The organism is Kitasatospora sp. NPDC058218 (assembly GCF_042882445.1).
Lineage (GTDB): Bacteria > Actinomycetota > Actinomycetes > Streptomycetales > Streptomycetaceae > Kitasatospora.
On the sequence record NZ_JBHVWC010000045.1, the window covers coordinates 61,494 to 76,482 of the forward strand.

The 14,989-nt window shown below is 73.8% G+C and carries 13 protein-coding genes and 1 tRNA gene; 5 read left to right on the forward strand and 9 right to left on the reverse strand.

Annotated elements, in window-relative coordinates; all coding sequences use genetic code 11:
- Positions 1-2 precede the first annotated feature (2 nt).
- Positions 3-893, forward strand: a complete 891-nt coding sequence (locus ACFVYI_RS26835; protein WP_387890040.1) for a peptidase — start codon at positions 3-5, stop codon at positions 891-893.
- A gap of 137 nt (positions 894-1,030) precedes the next feature.
- Complete coding sequence (locus tag ACFVYI_RS26840; protein WP_387890043.1) at positions 1,031-1,468, forward strand: universal stress protein; 438 nt, start codon at positions 1,031-1,033, stop codon at positions 1,466-1,468.
- 121 nt (positions 1,469-1,589) lie between these two features.
- On the opposite strand, the gene ACFVYI_RS26845 is transcribed toward ACFVYI_RS26840, so the two are convergent.
- From ACFVYI_RS26845 to ACFVYI_RS26880, 8 genes are all read right to left on the reverse strand, one after another.
- Positions 1,590-1,663 (reverse strand) — tRNA-Ala (locus ACFVYI_RS26845).
- Positions 1,664-1,755: 92 nt separating this feature from the next.
- On the reverse strand, positions 1,756-2,850 hold the full coding sequence (glpR, locus tag ACFVYI_RS26850; RefSeq protein ID WP_387890045.1) for a gephyrin-like molybdotransferase receptor GlpR: 1,095 nt from the start codon (positions 2,848-2,850) through the stop codon (positions 1,756-1,758).
- A 150-nt stretch (positions 2,851-3,000) separates the two neighbouring features.
- On the reverse strand, positions 3,001-3,627 hold the full coding sequence (locus tag ACFVYI_RS26855; RefSeq protein WP_387890089.1) for a GNAT family N-acetyltransferase: 627 nt from the start codon (positions 3,625-3,627) through the stop codon (positions 3,001-3,003).
- On the reverse strand, positions 3,624-4,142 hold the full coding sequence (locus tag ACFVYI_RS26860; RefSeq protein ID WP_387890047.1) for a molybdenum cofactor biosynthesis protein B: 519 nt from the start codon (positions 4,140-4,142) through the stop codon (positions 3,624-3,626). The genes ACFVYI_RS26855 and ACFVYI_RS26860 overlap by 4 nt, the downstream gene beginning before the upstream one ends.
- A complete protein-coding gene (gene moaC, locus ACFVYI_RS26865) occupies positions 4,139-4,579 on the reverse strand; it encodes a cyclic pyranopterin monophosphate synthase MoaC (RefSeq protein WP_387890091.1) in 441 nt (146 codons plus the stop codon). Before moaC ends, ACFVYI_RS26860 begins: the two co-directional genes overlap by 4 nt.
- A 172-nt stretch (positions 4,580-4,751) precedes the next feature.
- On the reverse strand, positions 4,752-6,098 hold the full coding sequence (gene glp, locus ACFVYI_RS26870; RefSeq protein ID WP_387890049.1) for a gephyrin-like molybdotransferase Glp: 1,347 nt from the start codon (positions 6,096-6,098) through the stop codon (positions 4,752-4,754).
- Positions 6,099-6,124: 26 nt separating this feature from the next.
- The gene (gene galU / locus ACFVYI_RS26875; protein WP_387890052.1) at positions 6,125-7,045 is read right to left on the reverse strand and encodes a UTP--glucose-1-phosphate uridylyltransferase GalU; all 921 of its coding nucleotides are present in this window, start codon (positions 7,043-7,045) and stop codon (positions 6,125-6,127) included.
- 51 nt (positions 7,046-7,096) lie between these two features.
- Complete coding sequence (locus ACFVYI_RS26880; protein WP_387890055.1) at positions 7,097-7,966, reverse strand: GGDEF domain-containing protein; 870 nt, start codon at positions 7,964-7,966, stop codon at positions 7,097-7,099.
- Positions 7,967-8,026: 60 nt separating this feature from the next.
- Between ACFVYI_RS26880 and ACFVYI_RS26885 the strand changes: the two genes are divergently transcribed.
- Positions 8,027-8,614 (forward strand): 5-formyltetrahydrofolate cyclo-ligase, encoded by a 588-nt coding sequence (locus tag ACFVYI_RS26885; protein ID WP_387890058.1) that lies wholly within the window; start codon positions 8,027-8,029, stop codon positions 8,612-8,614.
- 74 nt (positions 8,615-8,688) lie between these two features.
- Here the strand turns inward: ACFVYI_RS26885 and ACFVYI_RS26890 are convergent, their stop codons facing one another.
- Positions 8,689-11,403 (reverse strand): penicillin acylase family protein, encoded by a 2,715-nt coding sequence (locus tag ACFVYI_RS26890; RefSeq protein WP_387890060.1) that lies wholly within the window; start codon positions 11,401-11,403, stop codon positions 8,689-8,691.
- Between the two features lie 304 nt (positions 11,404-11,707).
- On the opposite strand from ACFVYI_RS26890, the gene ACFVYI_RS26895 reads away from it, so the two are divergent.
- Both ACFVYI_RS26895 and ACFVYI_RS26900 read left to right on the forward strand, forming a co-directional pair.
- Positions 11,708-13,192, forward strand: a complete 1,485-nt coding sequence (locus ACFVYI_RS26895; protein ID WP_387890062.1) for a potassium/proton antiporter — start codon at positions 11,708-11,710, stop codon at positions 13,190-13,192.
- A 423-nt stretch (positions 13,193-13,615) separates the two neighbouring features.
- Positions 13,616-14,881 carry an MFS transporter gene (locus ACFVYI_RS26900; protein WP_387890094.1) on the forward strand — a complete coding sequence of 422 codons (1,266 nt, stop codon included), beginning with the start codon at positions 13,616-13,618 and terminating at the stop codon, positions 14,879-14,881.
- Positions 14,882-14,989 lie beyond the last annotated feature (108 nt).

A 14,989-nucleotide genomic window follows, 5' to 3' on the forward strand; every position in this document is an offset into this window, starting at 1 on the left:
CCATGCGTACCTCGACGAATCGCAGCACCCTGCGCGGCGCGCTCGCCGCACTCGCGCTGCTCCCCGCCCTGGCGCTGGCGGCACCGGCCGCCTCCGCCGCCTCGCCGTCCCCCTCGGCCAGTGCGAGCGGGAAGCCCGCCCCGGCCACCAAGGCCGGGACGACCTTCCTGACCGCGATCAACCTGGCCCCCGGCCAGGACGCCAAGGTCGCCGCCTCCACCGGCGACTACCTGTACTGGGCGTTCGGGGCCTCCGAGGGCCAGACCCCGACGGTCGGCCTGACCGTCGACCTGGCCCCCGCCGCCGACCGGCAGGGCCCGCAGACCTGGAGCGTCGAGGTGTTCGACGGGCTGCGCCGCCGCCAGTCCTGCACCGCCGGCACGCAGAACGCCACCGCCGCCCAGTCCGCCGCCTCGCTCGCGCTGAGCTGCACCCTGCGCGAGATCCGCTCCTGGGCCGAGCCCTGGTCCGGGGACCCGCTGCCCGGCACCTACTACGTCCGGCTCTCGCTCGCCGACGCCCAGCAGCCGGACCTGGGCCTCGCCGCCTCCGTCCAGCTGCACGTCAGCGCCAAGGGCGACGCCGACAACGCCCAGCCGGAGGGCGGGGAGCTCAAGGCCCCGCTGGTCCCGCCGGTGGGCGGCGGCGCCGCGACCGCCAAGGCGGCCGCACCCGAGGAGGCCGAGGACCACTGGTACACCGGCTGGTTCTCCGGCTGGAACGGCCGCTGGTTCTGGACCCTGGCCGGCGGCGCGCTGGCGGCCCTGGCCGGTGTCGCGGGCTACACGCTCACCCGCCACCCGCGCGGCCGCCGGCCGGCCCGCTACGGCTCCGTCCCGCCGCAGGCCGGTGCCCCGCAGCCGGGCCCGTACGCGGGCTCGGGCCAGCCCTGACCGAACCCGACACCCCCCGAGGGCCGGCCGGAGCTGCTCCGGCCGGCCCTCGGCCGGCCCGCCGCCCCCGCGGTGCGGCGCGTGCCCCGGCCTCGCCCCGCAGGCGGAGGTTGGACGACAGGCCCTAGGCTCGAACCATGACCCGGCAGCCGGACGGCAGGATCGTGGTCGGCGTGGACGGCTCCCCGCTCTCCCTCGCCGCCGTCCGCTGGGCCGCCCGGCTGGCCGAGCTCACCGGGAGCCCGCTGGAGGCGGTGACCGTCTGGGAGTTCCCCTGCCTGTTGGGCGAGCACGGCCTCGTCCCGCCCGCCCTGGACGGCTTCGGCCCCGAGCGGCATGCCGCCCGGATCCTCGACGAGACCCTCGCCGCCGCACTCTCCCCCGCCGGGGCACCCGTCGTCCGGCGCCACCTCAAGGCCGGCTCCCCCGGCCCCGCGCTGACCAGCGCCGCCGAGGGCGCCGCCGTGCTCGTCCTCGGCAGTCGCGGCCGCGCCGCGCCGCCCGGCGCCGCCCTCGGCACCGTCACCCACTACTGCGTGCACCACGCCCCGTGCGCCGTACTGGTGGTCAGGTGATCATCGTCACAGACCCAACCCCCGCGCCGCCGCGGCCCGCTGACCCCCGGCCAGCCGCACCTCCGGGCACAACGCAGAAGTCCCGCCCGATCTGATCGATCGGGCGGGACTTCCTGTTGGGTGGAGCTGAGGGGATTCGAACCCCTGACCCCCTCGATGCGAACGAGGTGCGCTACCGGACTGCGCCACAGCCCCAACGAGAAGAAACTTTAGCACCTTTCCGAGGGGGCTCGTGACCACCCCCGGGCACCGGCCGGAGCCGGGGACGCCGCTGCGCCCCCGGCCGGTCACTCGTTGGCGGCGCGCGGGCGGGACTCGGCGGCGGAGGGCTCGGCGTACTGGTCGAAGAGCGGGGTGTTGCGCGCCTCCGCCGAGCGGGCCTCCGCCGAGCGGACCTCCCCCGTACGGGCCTCCGCCGGGCGCCCGGCGGTCCAGGTGCCGGGGGCCGACAGATCGAGCCCCCGGGTGACGCGGGGCGCCACCGGAGCCGTGACGTAGGTCGGCAGCGGGACGGGGACGGGCTCCCAGGAGTCCGGGCCGGCCGCACCGCGCTCGCGCATGCCGTCGACCCACTCCTCGTGCTCGGTCGCCTCCGCCAGCGCCGAGGCGGACCCCGGGCGGGCGGGCACCGGGGCCCGGTCGCGGTCGGTGGCGAGCCGCAGGTGCGGTCGGCCGCGGCCGACCGGCTCCGCGGCGGCGGGGGCCTGCGGCGGCACGTCCTCGGCCGGGCGGGCCTCGGCCCGCTGCTGCTCGCGCTTGCGCAGCCGCTCGGCGGCCTGGGCGGCCCGGGCGCGGTCGATCTTCACCTCGTACCGCAGGCGCTCCAGCTTGCGCAGGTGGCCGATGTAGAGGGTGAGGAGGGTCGCCGGCACGGCCGGGACCCAGAGGAAGGCCAGGCCGGACACCGCCGCGACGACCGCGCCGAGGGCGAAGGCCAGGAAGAGGACGGTGACCATCCGACGCCGCCGGGCCAGCAGCCGCGCCCGGGGTTCGATCCCGCCCCGCAGCCCGGCCGGCCGCTCGGGGGCGCGGACGGCGGGCCGGTCGGGCTCCGCCGCCACCTCCCGCTGCCGCTCCGGCAGCGGCTCCGGTGCCGGCCGCGGCTCCGCCGCGGCCTCGCCGTCGGGGTCGCCCGAGGCGGCCTCGTCCCGTACGGGAGGGCCGTCGTCGTTGCTCTGCTCGTCGTCACGCGGTTCGTCGCCCAGGGCCCGGGACGCCCGCCGCTCCAGCGCCGAACGCCCGGCCAGCAGGCGGATGGCGGTACTGAAGCGTTCCGTCGGGCGCGCCTCGTTGAGCTCGTCCTGCCTGCGGAGCCACATCGGCACCAGATAGGCGGCCCAGGCCCCTACGATGACGGCGTAGATAAGGCCGCTACTGCTCACGTTTCACACCGTACGGGCGCCGGGGAAGGCCTGGCAGCAATTTGGCACGGCGTGTCGTGTGATCAAGCTGATTCTCCGACTATTTTGCCGGTATTTGTGCCCGTCCGTCGCCACGCCGATGCCATATCGATATTTCTTTCGAACATATATTCAATTACGTGGGCGGCGGGCGGAACTGAGCGTCCGCCAGCGCTTCAGCATCCCCTCGGGAACCTCCTCGGCGGTCAGGGCGTACACGAGGTGGTCGCGCCAGTCGCCGTCGATGTGCAGATAGCGCGGCCGCATTCCCTCCGAGCGGAACCCGAGCTTTTCCACCACCCGGCGGCTCGGCCCGTTCTCCGGCCGGATGCAGACCTCGATCCGGTGCAGGCCCAGGGTGGTGAAACAGTGGTCCACCGACAGCGCCACGGCCGCCGGCATGATGCCCCGGCCGGCCACCGCCTCGTCGATCCAGTAGCCGACGTTGGCCGAGCACATCGAGCCCCAGGTGATCCCGCCGACGGTCAGCTGGCCGACGAGCTTGCCCTGGTGCAGCACGACGAAGGGCAGCATCCGCCCGGCCGAGGCCTCGCCGCGCAGGAAGCGGACCATCTGCCGGTAGGTCGGGCGCGGGCCGGCGCCGCGGCCGGCCGGGCCGGGCGGCACGGTGGCCTCCCAGCGCCGCAGCCAGTCCCGGTTGCGGCGGCTGACCTCCTGCCACTCCCGCTGGTCGCGGCCCCGGATCGGGCGCAGCGCGACGTCCCCCTCGTGGAGTTCTACCGGCCAACCGGCGTTCAGTGCGCTCTCCCGGAAGCAGGTGCGTCGGGCCGGGGGTGGTCCCCGCCGCCGAGTTGGTCGACGGCGTGCGCGAGCAGCGGCTCCAGGACGGCCAGGCCGTCCTGGACGCCGCCGGTCGAGCCCGGCAGGTTGACGATCAGGGTACGTCCGGCGAGGCCGGCCAGCCCGCGGGAGAGCGCGGAGGTCGGGACCTTCTCGCGGCCGTACGCCCTGATGGCCTCGGCGATGCCGGGGACCTGCCGGTCGATCACCCGGGCGGTCATCTCGGGCGTGAGGTCCATCGGGGAGATGCCGGTGCCGCCGGTGGTGAGCACCACGTCGTAGCCGGCCGCGACGGCCTCGCGCAGGGCCGCCTCGACCGGTTCGCCGTCCGGCACCACCCGGGGGCCGTCGACCGTGAAGCCCATCGCGCTCAGGCCCGCCACCAGCAGCGGGCCGCCGCGGTCCGGGTAGACACCGGCCGAGGCGCGGTTGGAGACGGTGAGGGCCAGCGCCCTCATGGCCGGCGCCCTCATGCCGGGCTCCCCGGAGCGAACCAGTCGCCGCTCTTGCCGCCGGTCTTGCTGAGCACCCGGACGGACTCGATGGTGGCGCCCTTGTCGACGGCCTTGACCATGTCGATCACGGTGAGCCCGGCCACCGCCACGGCGGTGAGCGCCTCCATCTCGACCCCGGTACGGTCGGCGGTCCTCACGGTGGCGGTGATCTCGACCGCGTCGTCGGTGACGGCGAGCTCGACCTTCACCCCGGAGACCGCGATCGGGTGGCAGAGCGGGATCAGGTCGGGGGTCTTCTTGGCTCCCATGATCCCGGCGATCCGGGCGACGGCGAGGGCGTCGCCCTTGGGCACGCCCTCGCCCCGCAGCAGCTCGACCACCCGGGGGGAGACCCGGACCCGGCCGGCCGCGACCGCGGTGCGCGCGGTGGTGGCCTTCTCGGAGACGTCGACCATCCGGGCCGCGCCCTGGTCGTCGACATGGGTGAGGCGGTCGCCGGGGGGTGAGGTGGTCACGGGTGGCTCCAGGGGGCGCGCAGATCGAATACCGCGCTACCGTACTCCTCGCTCCGGCCAGGGCGTGGGACGGGCCGTGTCAGGGAGCGGGACGGCCCGTCGCCGGGCCCGCTCAGCCGCCCAGCAGGACGACGTCCACCTCGCTGCCGGCGGGGAGTTCGGTGACGTCCTCCGGCACGGTGATCAGGCAGTCGGCCCTGGCCAGCGCGCCGACCAGGTGCGAGCCCGCGCCGCCGACCGGCTCCACCACGCCGTCGGCCGCCGCGTACCGGCCGCGCAGGAACTGCCGGCGCCCGGCGGGTGAACGCAGCGCCACCGGGCAGAGCGCCCGGACCACCGGGCGGTGGACGTCGGCGGCACCGAGCATGGTGCGGATCACCGGGCGGACGAAGAGTTCGAAGGAGATGTAGGCGCTGACCGGGTTGCCGGGCAGGGCCAGCAGCGGAACGCCGGCCCCGGCACCGATCCGGCCGAAGCCCTGCGGCTTGCCGGGCTGCATCCGCAGCCGACGGAAGTCGACCCCGCCGTAGGACTCGAAGACCTCCTTGACCACGTCGTACGCGCCGACGCTGACGCCGCCGCTGGTGACGATCAGGTCGGCGCGGCCGAGCTGGTCCTCCAGGACGGCGCGCAGCCGCGCCGCGTCGTCCGGCACCCCGCCGACGCGGTAGGCGATGGCACCGGCGTCCAGGGCGGCGGCGGTGAGGGTGAAGCTGTTGGAGTCGGTGATCTGCCCGGGGCCGACCGGCTCGCCGGGCTGGACCAGCTCGCTGCCGGTGGAGAGCACCACCACGCGCGGGCGGGGGCGGACCTTCACGGTGGCCCGGCCGATCGCGGCGAGCAGGCCGAGCTGGGTCGGGCCGAGCCGGGTGCCGGCCTCCAGGACCCGGGCGCCTGCGGTGACGTCGCTGCCGCGGCGGCGGACGTGGGCGCCCTCGGAGACCGGGCGCAGCACCCGGACCTCCTCGTCCTCGACCGCGGCGCCCATCGCGTCGGCGGCCAGGCCCGTACCGCTGCCGCCGTCGGTCCACTCGACCGGCGCGACGGCCTGGGCGCCGGGCGGCACGGGGGCCCCGGTCATGATCCGGGCGGCCTGGCCGGGGCCGACCCTGGGCAGTTCGGCGGCGCCGGCGGCGATGTCACCGACCACCGAGAGCACCGAGGGGTACTCGGCGGTGGCCCCGGTGGTGTCGGCGGTGCGGACGGCGTAGCCGTCCATCGAGCTGTTGTCGAAGGGCGGCAGGTCGCCGTCGGCGAGCACGTCCTCGTCGAGCCGGCAGCCCTGGGCGTCGAGCAGTTGGAGCTCGATCGCGGGCAGCGGGCCGACGGTGGCCAGTACGTCGGCGAGGTGCTCGTCGACGGTCCACAGGCGTGCCGGGCGAGCGGCCGGTGCCGGGTCCGCGGATCCGTCGCAGCAGGCTGCGGCGGGGGTGGGGCTGCTCTCCGTGGACCCGGTCATCGGCGCTCTCGCTCTCTGTCGGTGTGTCAGTCCTGCAGCTCGGAGGCGACGAACTCACGGAGCCAGGAACGGAACTCCGGGCCCAGGTCCTCGCGCTCGGAGGCCAGTCGGACGATAGCGCGCAGGTAGTCCGCGCGGTCACCCGTGTCGTACCGGCGGCCCTTGAAGAGCACGCCGTGCACCTGGCCGCCGCTCTCCGCGTCGCGGGTGGTCAGCTCGCGCAGGGCGTCGGTGAGCTGGATCTCGCCGCCGCGGCCGGGCGGGGTCTCGCGCAGCACGTCGAAGACCGAGGGGTCGAGCACGTAGCGGCCGATGACGGCGTAGTTCGACGGGGCGTCGGCGGTCTCCGGCTTCTCGACCAGGTCGGTCACCTGGAAGACGTCCTCGCCGAAGCCGTTGGCCTTGACGGCCGCGCAGCCGTAGAGGTGGATCTGGGAGGGGTCGACCTCCATCAGCGCGACGACCGAGCCGCCGAGCTCCTGCTGGACCTCGATCATGCGGGCGAGCAGCGGGTCGCGCGGGTCGATCAGGTCGTCGCCGAGGAGAACGGCGAAGGGCTGGCCGGCGACGTGCTGCTCGGCGACCGAGACGGCGTGGCCGAGGCCCTTCGGGTCGCCCTGGCGGACGTAGTGCATGTTGGCCAGGTCGACGGACTCGCGCACCCGGCGCAGACGGTCCTGGTCGCCCTTGCGGGCGAGCAGCTCCTCCAGCTCGTAGGCACGGTCGAAGTGGTCCTCGAGAGCGCGCTTGTTGCGGCCGGTGACCATCAGTATGTCGGACAGCCCGGCGGAGGCCGCCTCCTCGACGACGTACTGGATCGCCGGCTTGTCGACAACGGGCAGCATCTCCTTCGGAGTGGCCTTGGTGGCCGGGAGGAAGCGCGTGCCCAGTCCGGCCGCGGGGACCACGGCCTTGGTAACCGGAATTCGGGGGCTGATCGTCGTCATGCGTTTACCTTACTAAGGCATGTTTTCGCCCGGCCGAGCGCGGTTGACCGGCTATGACAGCACGTCGCTGGGCCCGGCCACGGTGGCAGGCAAAGGGGAGATGCCGGGTGAGGTGAGGGGGTCCTCTCCAGCACAGGGCGACAGACTACCCGGCTTTTCCGAACGGTCACGCTCGGCATCGGAGCCGTCGAGTGGCCGGGAGGAGGCGGCTGCGCGCCAGCAGTCCCCGCCGGCCGCGCGGGCCTCGGCCAGGGCCCGGTCGGCGGCCCGGAGCAGGACGGCGGCATGGGTGCCGTCGGTGGGCAGCCCGGCGAGGCCGACGGCGGCGGTCAGCCCGTTGCCGTTCGGGCGGCGGCCCTCGCGCGGGCCGGAGGACCAGTCCAGCAGCAGGTGGCGGCGGACCGACCAGACCAGCCGTTCGGCGACGTGTGCCGCGCCCTCGGCGCCGGTGTCCGGCAGCACGACCAGGAACTCCTCGCCGCTGTACCGGCCGAGGGTGTCGGAGCGGCGGATCTCCATGCCGAGCCGCTGGGCGAGGTCGCGCAGTATCGCGTTGGCCCGGGCCCGGCCGTGCTCGGCGATGACCGTGTCGAAGCCGGTGATGTCCAGCAGCAGGACGGCCAGCGGGTGCGGAGCCTCCTGCTGGTCGGCCTGCTCGGCACGGCGGGCGCGCTCGATCTCCCGGTCCAGGGTGAGCTGCAGGTGGCGGTAGTTCCAGACCCCGGTGACCGGGTCGCAGGAGGCGGTGCGCTCCAGCTCGGCGCAGCGGGCCTCCAGCTCGCCGACCTGCTCGCGCAGCCGGGCCTCGCGGTCGGCGGCGGCGCCGTCGGCCCGGCGCAGTCGGAGCCCGAGCACGGCGGCACCGGCCAGCGCGGGGGCGCTCAGCGCGGCCAGGGCCTGGACCAGCAGCGGGGTCGACATCGGGGCGCCTTCCGCATGTCAGGCTCTGGGCGTCACGGGCACAGAGCTGTGGAGGATCCCATGCACAACGAGAAGAGCGCGCTGAGGACACGGCTGCTGGCCGAGCGGCGCGCGCTGGCGGCGCAGGAGCGGGAGCAGACGGCGCGCGTGCTGGCCGGGCACGCCGGGGAGCTGGCCGTGCCGGGCGCCACGGTGGCCGCGTACGTGTCGGTCGGCGCCGAGCCGGGCACCCGGCCGCTGCTGGACGCCCTGCTGGCACGGGGCGTCCGGGTCCTGCTGCCGGTCCTGCTGGCCGACAACGACCTGGACTGGGCCGCGTACGAGGGGCCGCAGGCGCTGGCACCGGCCGGGCGCGGGCTGCTGGAGCCGGTCGGCGGGCGGCTCGGACCGGAGGCCGTGACCACGGCGTCGCTGGTCCTGCTGCCCGGCCTGGCGGTGGACCGGCGGGGGCTGCGGCTGGGCCGCGGCGGGGGCTCGTACGACCGGGTGCTGGCCCGGCTCGAACGGGCCGGGGCGCGCCCGCTGCTGGCGGTGCTGCTCTACGAGCACGAGCTGCTGGAGAGCGTGCCGGCCGAGCCGCACGACCTGCCGGTGGACGTCGCCCTCACCCCGTCCGGGCTGCACCGGCTGGGCCGACCGCCGCGGTGACCCGGCCGCCGTCACGGCGGCGGCCCCGCACCCCGGGATCCGAGGTGCGGGGCCGCCGTACGGGCCGAGCCCGGTCAGCCGGTGGTCAGCACCAGCTTGTTCTTGGCCGACTTCTCGACCGCGTCGGGCGAATAGGACCAGGTCAGCAGCTTGCCCTTGAGCCAGAGGTCGGTCTGGTCGTTGTAGTTGGGGTGGAACGCGTGACCGGAGGCGCCGCCGACGTTGATCCAGCGGGACGCGTCGAAGTCGCTCAGGTCGACGACCATCCGCATCGACGGGATCCAGTCCACCTCGTAGCCGGCCGCCGCGTTCCAGCCCGCCGCGTCGACCGCCCCCGAGCCGCCGGAGAGGCGGTACGGGCCGCGGTTGAGCAACCGCTGGACGACGCCGGAGGCGAGCGAGGAGTCGTCGCTGCCCATGGTCTGTTCGCGCAGCGTCAGCTTGTGCAGACGGCCCCAGCTCCAGGTGGAGACGTCCTTGCTGAGCAGCGCGGTGAGGTCCTGACGGGCATTCTTCATTGCCTCGGCGAGCAGGTTGTCGAGGCCCTTCTGCTCGTGGTGCTGCGAGTCGATGTACGTCCACCAGCTGCTGTCGGGCTTCTCCAGCTGCTGGCGCACCACCTCGGTCCACCGGTCGCCGCCGTCCGGCTGGGCCTTGCCCGGGTCGCGGGTGCCGCACTCGGTGACGATCTGGGTGCTGCTGTCCGGCTTGGTCGGATCGGTCTGCCGGCGGACCAGCAGGCAGTTGTCCTCCGCGCGCAGATCGGCCGGGAACTTCTGGCCGAAGGAGAGGCTGAGCAGCTGGCGCCAGACGCCGTTGTAGTAGGCGGCCGCGGCCGAGTCGGCGTCCTGGTGGTAGTTCCAGTCCTTCAGCAGGTCCTGCGCCTCACGGACGTACGGGTCGTCGATCTGCACCTTGAGCAGCAGCGGGACGAGCGTCCTGGCGAGGATGCTGGTGTTGTCGAGCTGCATCTCCTGCATGTCGTCCGGCGAGATCCTGCCGTTGTTCTTGAGCTTGGCGTCGATCTGCTCGGTGATCTCCTTGGCCCGGGTGCCGTACTCCCAGTCCTTGGTCAGCAGGTACTTGTACGACGGGTCGACCACGGCCTGGTTGGCGGTGACGATGTAGCCGGCGGCCGGGTTGAAGCTGTACGGCAGGGCGGTGAAGGGGATGGAGCCCTTCCACTGGTAGGCGGAGTCCCAGCCGGGGGCCGGGTAGCCGCCGTCGCCCTTGCCGCGGACCGGGATGTTGCCGGGGGCCTGGTAGCCGATGTTCTTGGCGTCGGCGTAGATCAGGTTCTGGGCGGGGACGGCGAAGTCCTTGGCGGCGGCCCGGAAGTCGTCCCAACCCTTGGCCCGGTCCAGCGTGAAGACCGCGTCCATGGTCTTGCCCGGGTCGAGCGCCGTCCACTGCAGGGCGACGCCGTAGCCGGTGGTCGAGCGGTCCGGGGCGGAGGTGCCGTTCGGGGCGTACTTGCCGACGTTCTGCTGCTCGGTGCTCTGGTCGGAGATCAGCGGCGCGCCGGTCTGCGTGGTGCGCACGGTGATGGTGCGGTCCTCGCCGCCGGCCACCTTGATGGTCTCCTTGCGCAGGTTGAACTTCACCTCCTTGCCGTCCACCAGGTAGGTGTCCGGGCCGGTGACCTTCTCCAGGTAGAGGTCGGTGACGTCCGCGCCGAGGTTGGTGAAGCCCCAGGCGATGTCCTTGTTGTGGCCGATCATCACGCCCGGCAGGCCGGCGAAGGTGAAGCCCGAGACGTCGTACTGGCAGGCGGCCGAGACGGTCCGGCAGTGCAGGCCCATCTGGTACCAGACCGAGGGCAGGCCGGGGCCGAGGTGCGGGTCGTTGGCCAGCAGCGGCTTGCCGGTGGTGGTGTGCGTGCCGGCGACCACCCAGGAGTTGGAGCCGATGCCCTGGCCCTGCCGGCCGAGCAGCTGCGGCATCGCGTCGATCCGGTCGGTGACGTCCTTGAGCATCGCCTTGGTCGCGGCCGCGCCCTGGGCGCTGGCCGCGCCGGCGGCGCCGGCCGGTGCGGAGCCGTCCGCCGGGCGGTAGGTCTCGCCGGCCACGGTGCCGGTCTTCACGATCGTGCCGTTGCGCGCGTACGGGTACTCCGGGTACAGCTCGGCGATCTTCTCCGGGCTGAAGTCCTGGGCGAGCAGCGAGCGGTCGATCTCCTCCTGGAGGTTCCCGGAGAGGTTCCAGGCCATCGCCTTCAGCCAGGACACCGAGTCGACCGGGGTCCACTGCTCGGGCTTGTAGTCGCCGTTCGCGACACCGAGCAGGGCGTACTCCAGCGAGGCGCTGGCGCCGCCCGGGTGCTCGCCGAGCCAGGCGTTGACGCCGTCCGCGTAGGCCTGGAGGTACTTCTTGGTCTCGGGCGACAGCTGGGAGTCGAACTCCTTCTGCGCCACGTCGCGCCAGCCCATGGTGCGGATGAAGGAGTCGGTCTCGACCTGGCTGTCGCCGAACATCTCGGAGAGCCGGCCCGCGGTGATGTGCCGTCGGACGTCCATCTCCCAGAACCGGTCCTGGGCCTGGACGTAACCCTGGGCGCGGAAGAGGTCCTCCGAGGTGTCGGCGTAGAGCTGGGGGATGCCGTTGGCATCCCGCTTCACGTCGACCGGCGCGCTCAGGCCCGCCACCTTGACGCTGCCGTCGACCTCCGGGAAGGACGCGCGGACCGCGGCCACCCCCCGGTAGCCGCCGTAGCCGGCGCCGGCCACCAGCAGCACGACCAGCACGATCACGATCAGACGGGCGCGCCGGAACTTCTTCGAGCGGGGCATCTGGGTCCTTGCGGTCCTCGATCTGGGGGGCGGGCGGGCATGTCCAGGGCACTCGGCCGTGACAGGGCACCACATTAGGCCGCCTCGGCTGGCGGGCGTGCACGGGGGACGCTCACGGTGGGATCGGACGAGGTCAGCGAAGGGGAGGAAGGGGCCCATGTGAACAGCGAAGCTAAAGATATGGCAAAATGTTAGACTGAGTAACGATCCGCTAGGGGAGCAATCTCCCTGGCCGGTCGGCTCCCTCCGGCCTCACCGCCGTCAGACACCCCGCCCGCCCCCAGCCTGTCCGAGGTGCCCCTGCGTGAATGTCGACCACCTGAACCAGCTGCTCCTCGAGTTCTCCGTGATCCTGCTGGTCGCGGTGGTCGCCGTGCGCATCTCGACCCGGTCCGGGCTACCCAGCCTGCTGATCTACCTCGGCATCGGCGTCGCGCTCGGCCAGAACGGCCTCGGCTTCGCCTTCAACAACGCCGAGCTGACCCAGGTGATCGGCTACGCCGCCCTGGTCGTCATCCTGGCCGAGGGCGGCCTCAAGACGAGCTGGCGCGAGGTCAGACCCGTGATGCCGGCGGCCACCGTGCTCGCCACCGTCGGCGTCGGGATCAGCGTCTTCGTGACCGCCGCCGGCGCGCACTGGCTGGTCGGCCTGGACTGGCGGACCTCCATGCTGCTCGGGGCGATCGTCTCCTCGACCGATGCGGCCGCCGTCTTCTCCGTCCTGCGGATGGTGCCGCTGCCGCACCGGCTGACCGGGCTGCTGGAGGCCGAGTCCGGCTTCAACGACGCACCCGTGGTCATCCTGGTCGTCGCCTTCGCCACCACCGGCGAGCTGGACTCCTGGTACGTCCTGGTCGGCACGATCGTCGCCGAGCTGGCGATCGGCGCGGCGGTCGGCCTCGCGGTCGGCAAGCTGGGCGCGTTCGGGATCAAGCACGTCGCGCTGCCGTCCTCGGGCCTCTACCCGATCGCCGTCCTCGCGCTCACCGTGCTCGCCTACGCCGGCGGCGCGCTGCTGCACGGCTCCGGCTTCCTCGCCGTCTACATCAGCGCGGTCATCCTGGGGAACGCCAAGCTGCCGCACGGCCCGGCCGTCCGCGGCTTCGCCGACGGCCTGGCCTGGATCGGGCAGATCGGCATGTTCGTGCTGCTCGGCCTGCTCTGCACCCCCGAGACCATGGGCTCGGCCGTGGTGCCCGCGCTGGTCATCGGCGCCGTGCTGGTCTTCCTGGCCAGGCCGCTGTCGGTGGTGCTCACGCTCACGCCCTTCAAGCTGCCCGGCCGCGAGCAGGCGCTGCTCAGCTGGGCCGGGCTGCGCGGGGCGGTGCCCATCGTGCTGGCCACCATCCCGATGGTGTCGGGCGCGCCGATGGCCCAGGACGTCTTCAACATCGTCTTCATCCTGGTCGTGGTCTTCACCCTGCTCCAGGGCCCGACCCTGCCCTGGGTCGCCAAGTGGCTGAAGGTCTCCGAGGGCTCGATGGGCCAGGACCTCGGCATCGAGTCCGCCCCCCTGGAGAAGCTGCACGGGCACCTGCTGTCGGTGGCCCTGTCGCCGGCCTCCAGGATGTCCGGCGTGGAGATCGGCGAGCTGCGGCTGCCCGCCGGCGCGGCGGTGACCCTGGTGGTCCGGGAGGGGAGCAGCTTCGTCCCGGACAAGGCCACCGTGCTGCGCGGCGGGGACGAGCTGCTGGTCGTCACGACGGACGAGGTGAGCGAGGCCGCGGAGCGGCGGCTGCGGGCCGTGGACAAGGGCGGCAAGCTCGCGGGCTGGCTGTACGGTCGGTGACCATGGGGGCTTCGCCCAGCGTTCACCTTCCCTTGGCGGGACAGATTTGGATGTCCTCTGTATTGTGGGGGAAAGCGCGTCATCTACGCGCGTATACGCTTGACGATTGACACACCCCAGCATCTGTCTGAAGCAGAGTTGGCGCGACCGCTCGGCGGCCGCGGCCCGGATCTCGGTAACCATGCCGAGCCGGCCCGGTAACTACCCCGGTCGACGCGCGAGAGGACGACTCTCGGCGCCGTCGGGGCCACCCCATGCCCCTTCCGCGCTACCAGGCAGCAGGAAGGACCGACCGTGACGGCCCGCCGAACGGTCGACAACACCGCGGACACCCGCGCCGCCCTGGCCACGCACCCGGACACCGAGCCGGGCGCCGAGGCCGCCACCGACCGGGGCGCACCCGCCCGCGTCGGATACGGGGCACTGCTGCGCACCCCCGGGGCCCGGACGTTCCTCGCCCCCGCCTTCGCCGCGCGACTCCCGTACGCGATGCTCAGCCTGGGCATCGTCCTGCTGGTCCTGGACACCCACGGCTCGTACGGCACGGCCGGCAGCGTGGCGGCGGTCTCGGCCGTCGCCCAGGCCTTCGTCGGGCCGCAGACCGGCCGGCTGGCCGACCGCTACGGCCAGGCCGCCGTGCTCGTCCCGACCGTGATCGTGCACGCGATCTCGGTCGGCGCGCTGATCGCACTGGCCCTGGGCCACGCCCCGGTCTGGACCCTCTTCCTCGCCGCCGCCCCGGCCGGCGCCAGCGTGCCGCAGGTCGGCGCGATGGTCCGCTCCCGCTGGGTCGCCAAGCTCTCCGCGGAGAGCACGGAGGCTCCCGCCCTCTCCGCCGCCAAGCTGAACACCGCGTTCGCCTTCGAGTCCGTGACGGACGAGTTCACCTTCGTGATCGGCCCGGTGCTCGCCGGCGCCATCGCCACCTCGCTCAACCCCTCCGCCGGGCTGATCGCCGAGGCCGCGCTGACCGTGGTCGGCGGGCTCGCCTTCGCCGCCCAGCGGCGCACCGCGCCGGCCAGGCACCCGCACCAGCCCGGCGTCCGCCGCGTCTCCGCGCTCGCCTCGCCCGGCGTCCGGCTGCTGGCCGGCGCGTTCCTGGGCGTCGGCACCGTCTTCGGCGCCATGCAGGTCTCGGTGACCGCCTTCACCGAGTCGGTCGGACAGCCCGGGGCCAACGGCACCGTGTACGGGATCTTCGCCGGCGGCTCGATGCTGGCCGGCGTGCTGTACGGCATGGTCGCCTGGCGGCGAGCCGCCCGGCACCGGCTGATCGCCAGCTACGCGCTGCTGGTCCTGGGCTGCTCGACGCTCTGGGCGATGCCCAACCTGGTCGCGCTGTCCGTCGCCGGACTGGTCTGCGGCCTGGCCATCGCGCCCACGCTGATCACCGGGTACACCCTGGTCGAGACGCTGGTCGCGGACGGCGCCAAGACCGAGGCCTTCACCTGGCTGACCGGTGCCATCGGGCTGGGCCTAGCGGCCGGGTCCACGGTGGCCGGGCGGCTGATCGACGGGCACGGGCCGTCGGCCGGGTTCCTGGTGCCGATGGCCGGTGCCGGACTGGGCCTGGTCGCGCTGGTCGCGCTGCGGCACCTGCTGGTCGCGCCGGGTACGCCGAGCACGGTGATCGCGTCCGCCGGCGAGCGCGGTCCGGCGCCGCAGCTGGTCGGGGCGGTCAAGGGCTGAGGCGCGGGGGCGCGGGCGCCGGCGGACGCGACGCCGGGTGGGCCCGGGCCTGTTCCTTCCGGGGCGCGGACCTGACCCGACCGGTGGCCTGCCGGGACGCGCGCCCGC

What these genes read in the sequence shown, in the direction of transcription:
- glp (WP_387890049.1), bottom strand. Translation starts at nt 6,098, where the DNA reads ATGACCGGGTCCACGGAGAGCAGCCCCACCCCCGCCGCAGCCTGCTGC.
- ACFVYI_RS26885 (WP_387890058.1), top strand. Translation starts at nt 8,027, where the DNA reads ATGCACAACGAGAAGAGCGCGCTGAGGACACGGCTGCTGGCCGAGCGG.
- galU (WP_387890052.1), bottom strand. Translation starts at nt 7,045, where the DNA reads ATGACGACGATCAGCCCCCGAATTCCGGTTACCAAGGCCGTGGTCCCC.
- ACFVYI_RS26890 (WP_387890060.1), bottom strand. Translation starts at nt 11,403, where the DNA reads ATGCCCCGCTCGAAGAAGTTCCGGCGCGCCCGTCTGATCGTGATCGTG.
- ACFVYI_RS26835 (WP_387890040.1), top strand. Translation starts at nt 3, where the DNA reads ATGCGTACCTCGACGAATCGCAGCACCCTGCGCGGCGCGCTCGCCGCA.
- ACFVYI_RS26840 (WP_387890043.1), top strand. Translation starts at nt 1,031, where the DNA reads ATGACCCGGCAGCCGGACGGCAGGATCGTGGTCGGCGTGGACGGCTCC.
- moaC (WP_387890091.1), bottom strand. Translation starts at nt 4,579, where the DNA reads ATGGTCGACGTCTCCGAGAAGGCCACCACCGCGCGCACCGCGGTCGCG.
- ACFVYI_RS26860 (WP_387890047.1), bottom strand. Translation starts at nt 4,142, where the DNA reads ATGAGGGCGCCGGCCATGAGGGCGCTGGCCCTCACCGTCTCCAACCGC.
- ACFVYI_RS26880 (WP_387890055.1), bottom strand. Translation starts at nt 7,966, where the DNA reads ATGTCGACCCCGCTGCTGGTCCAGGCCCTGGCCGCGCTGAGCGCCCCC.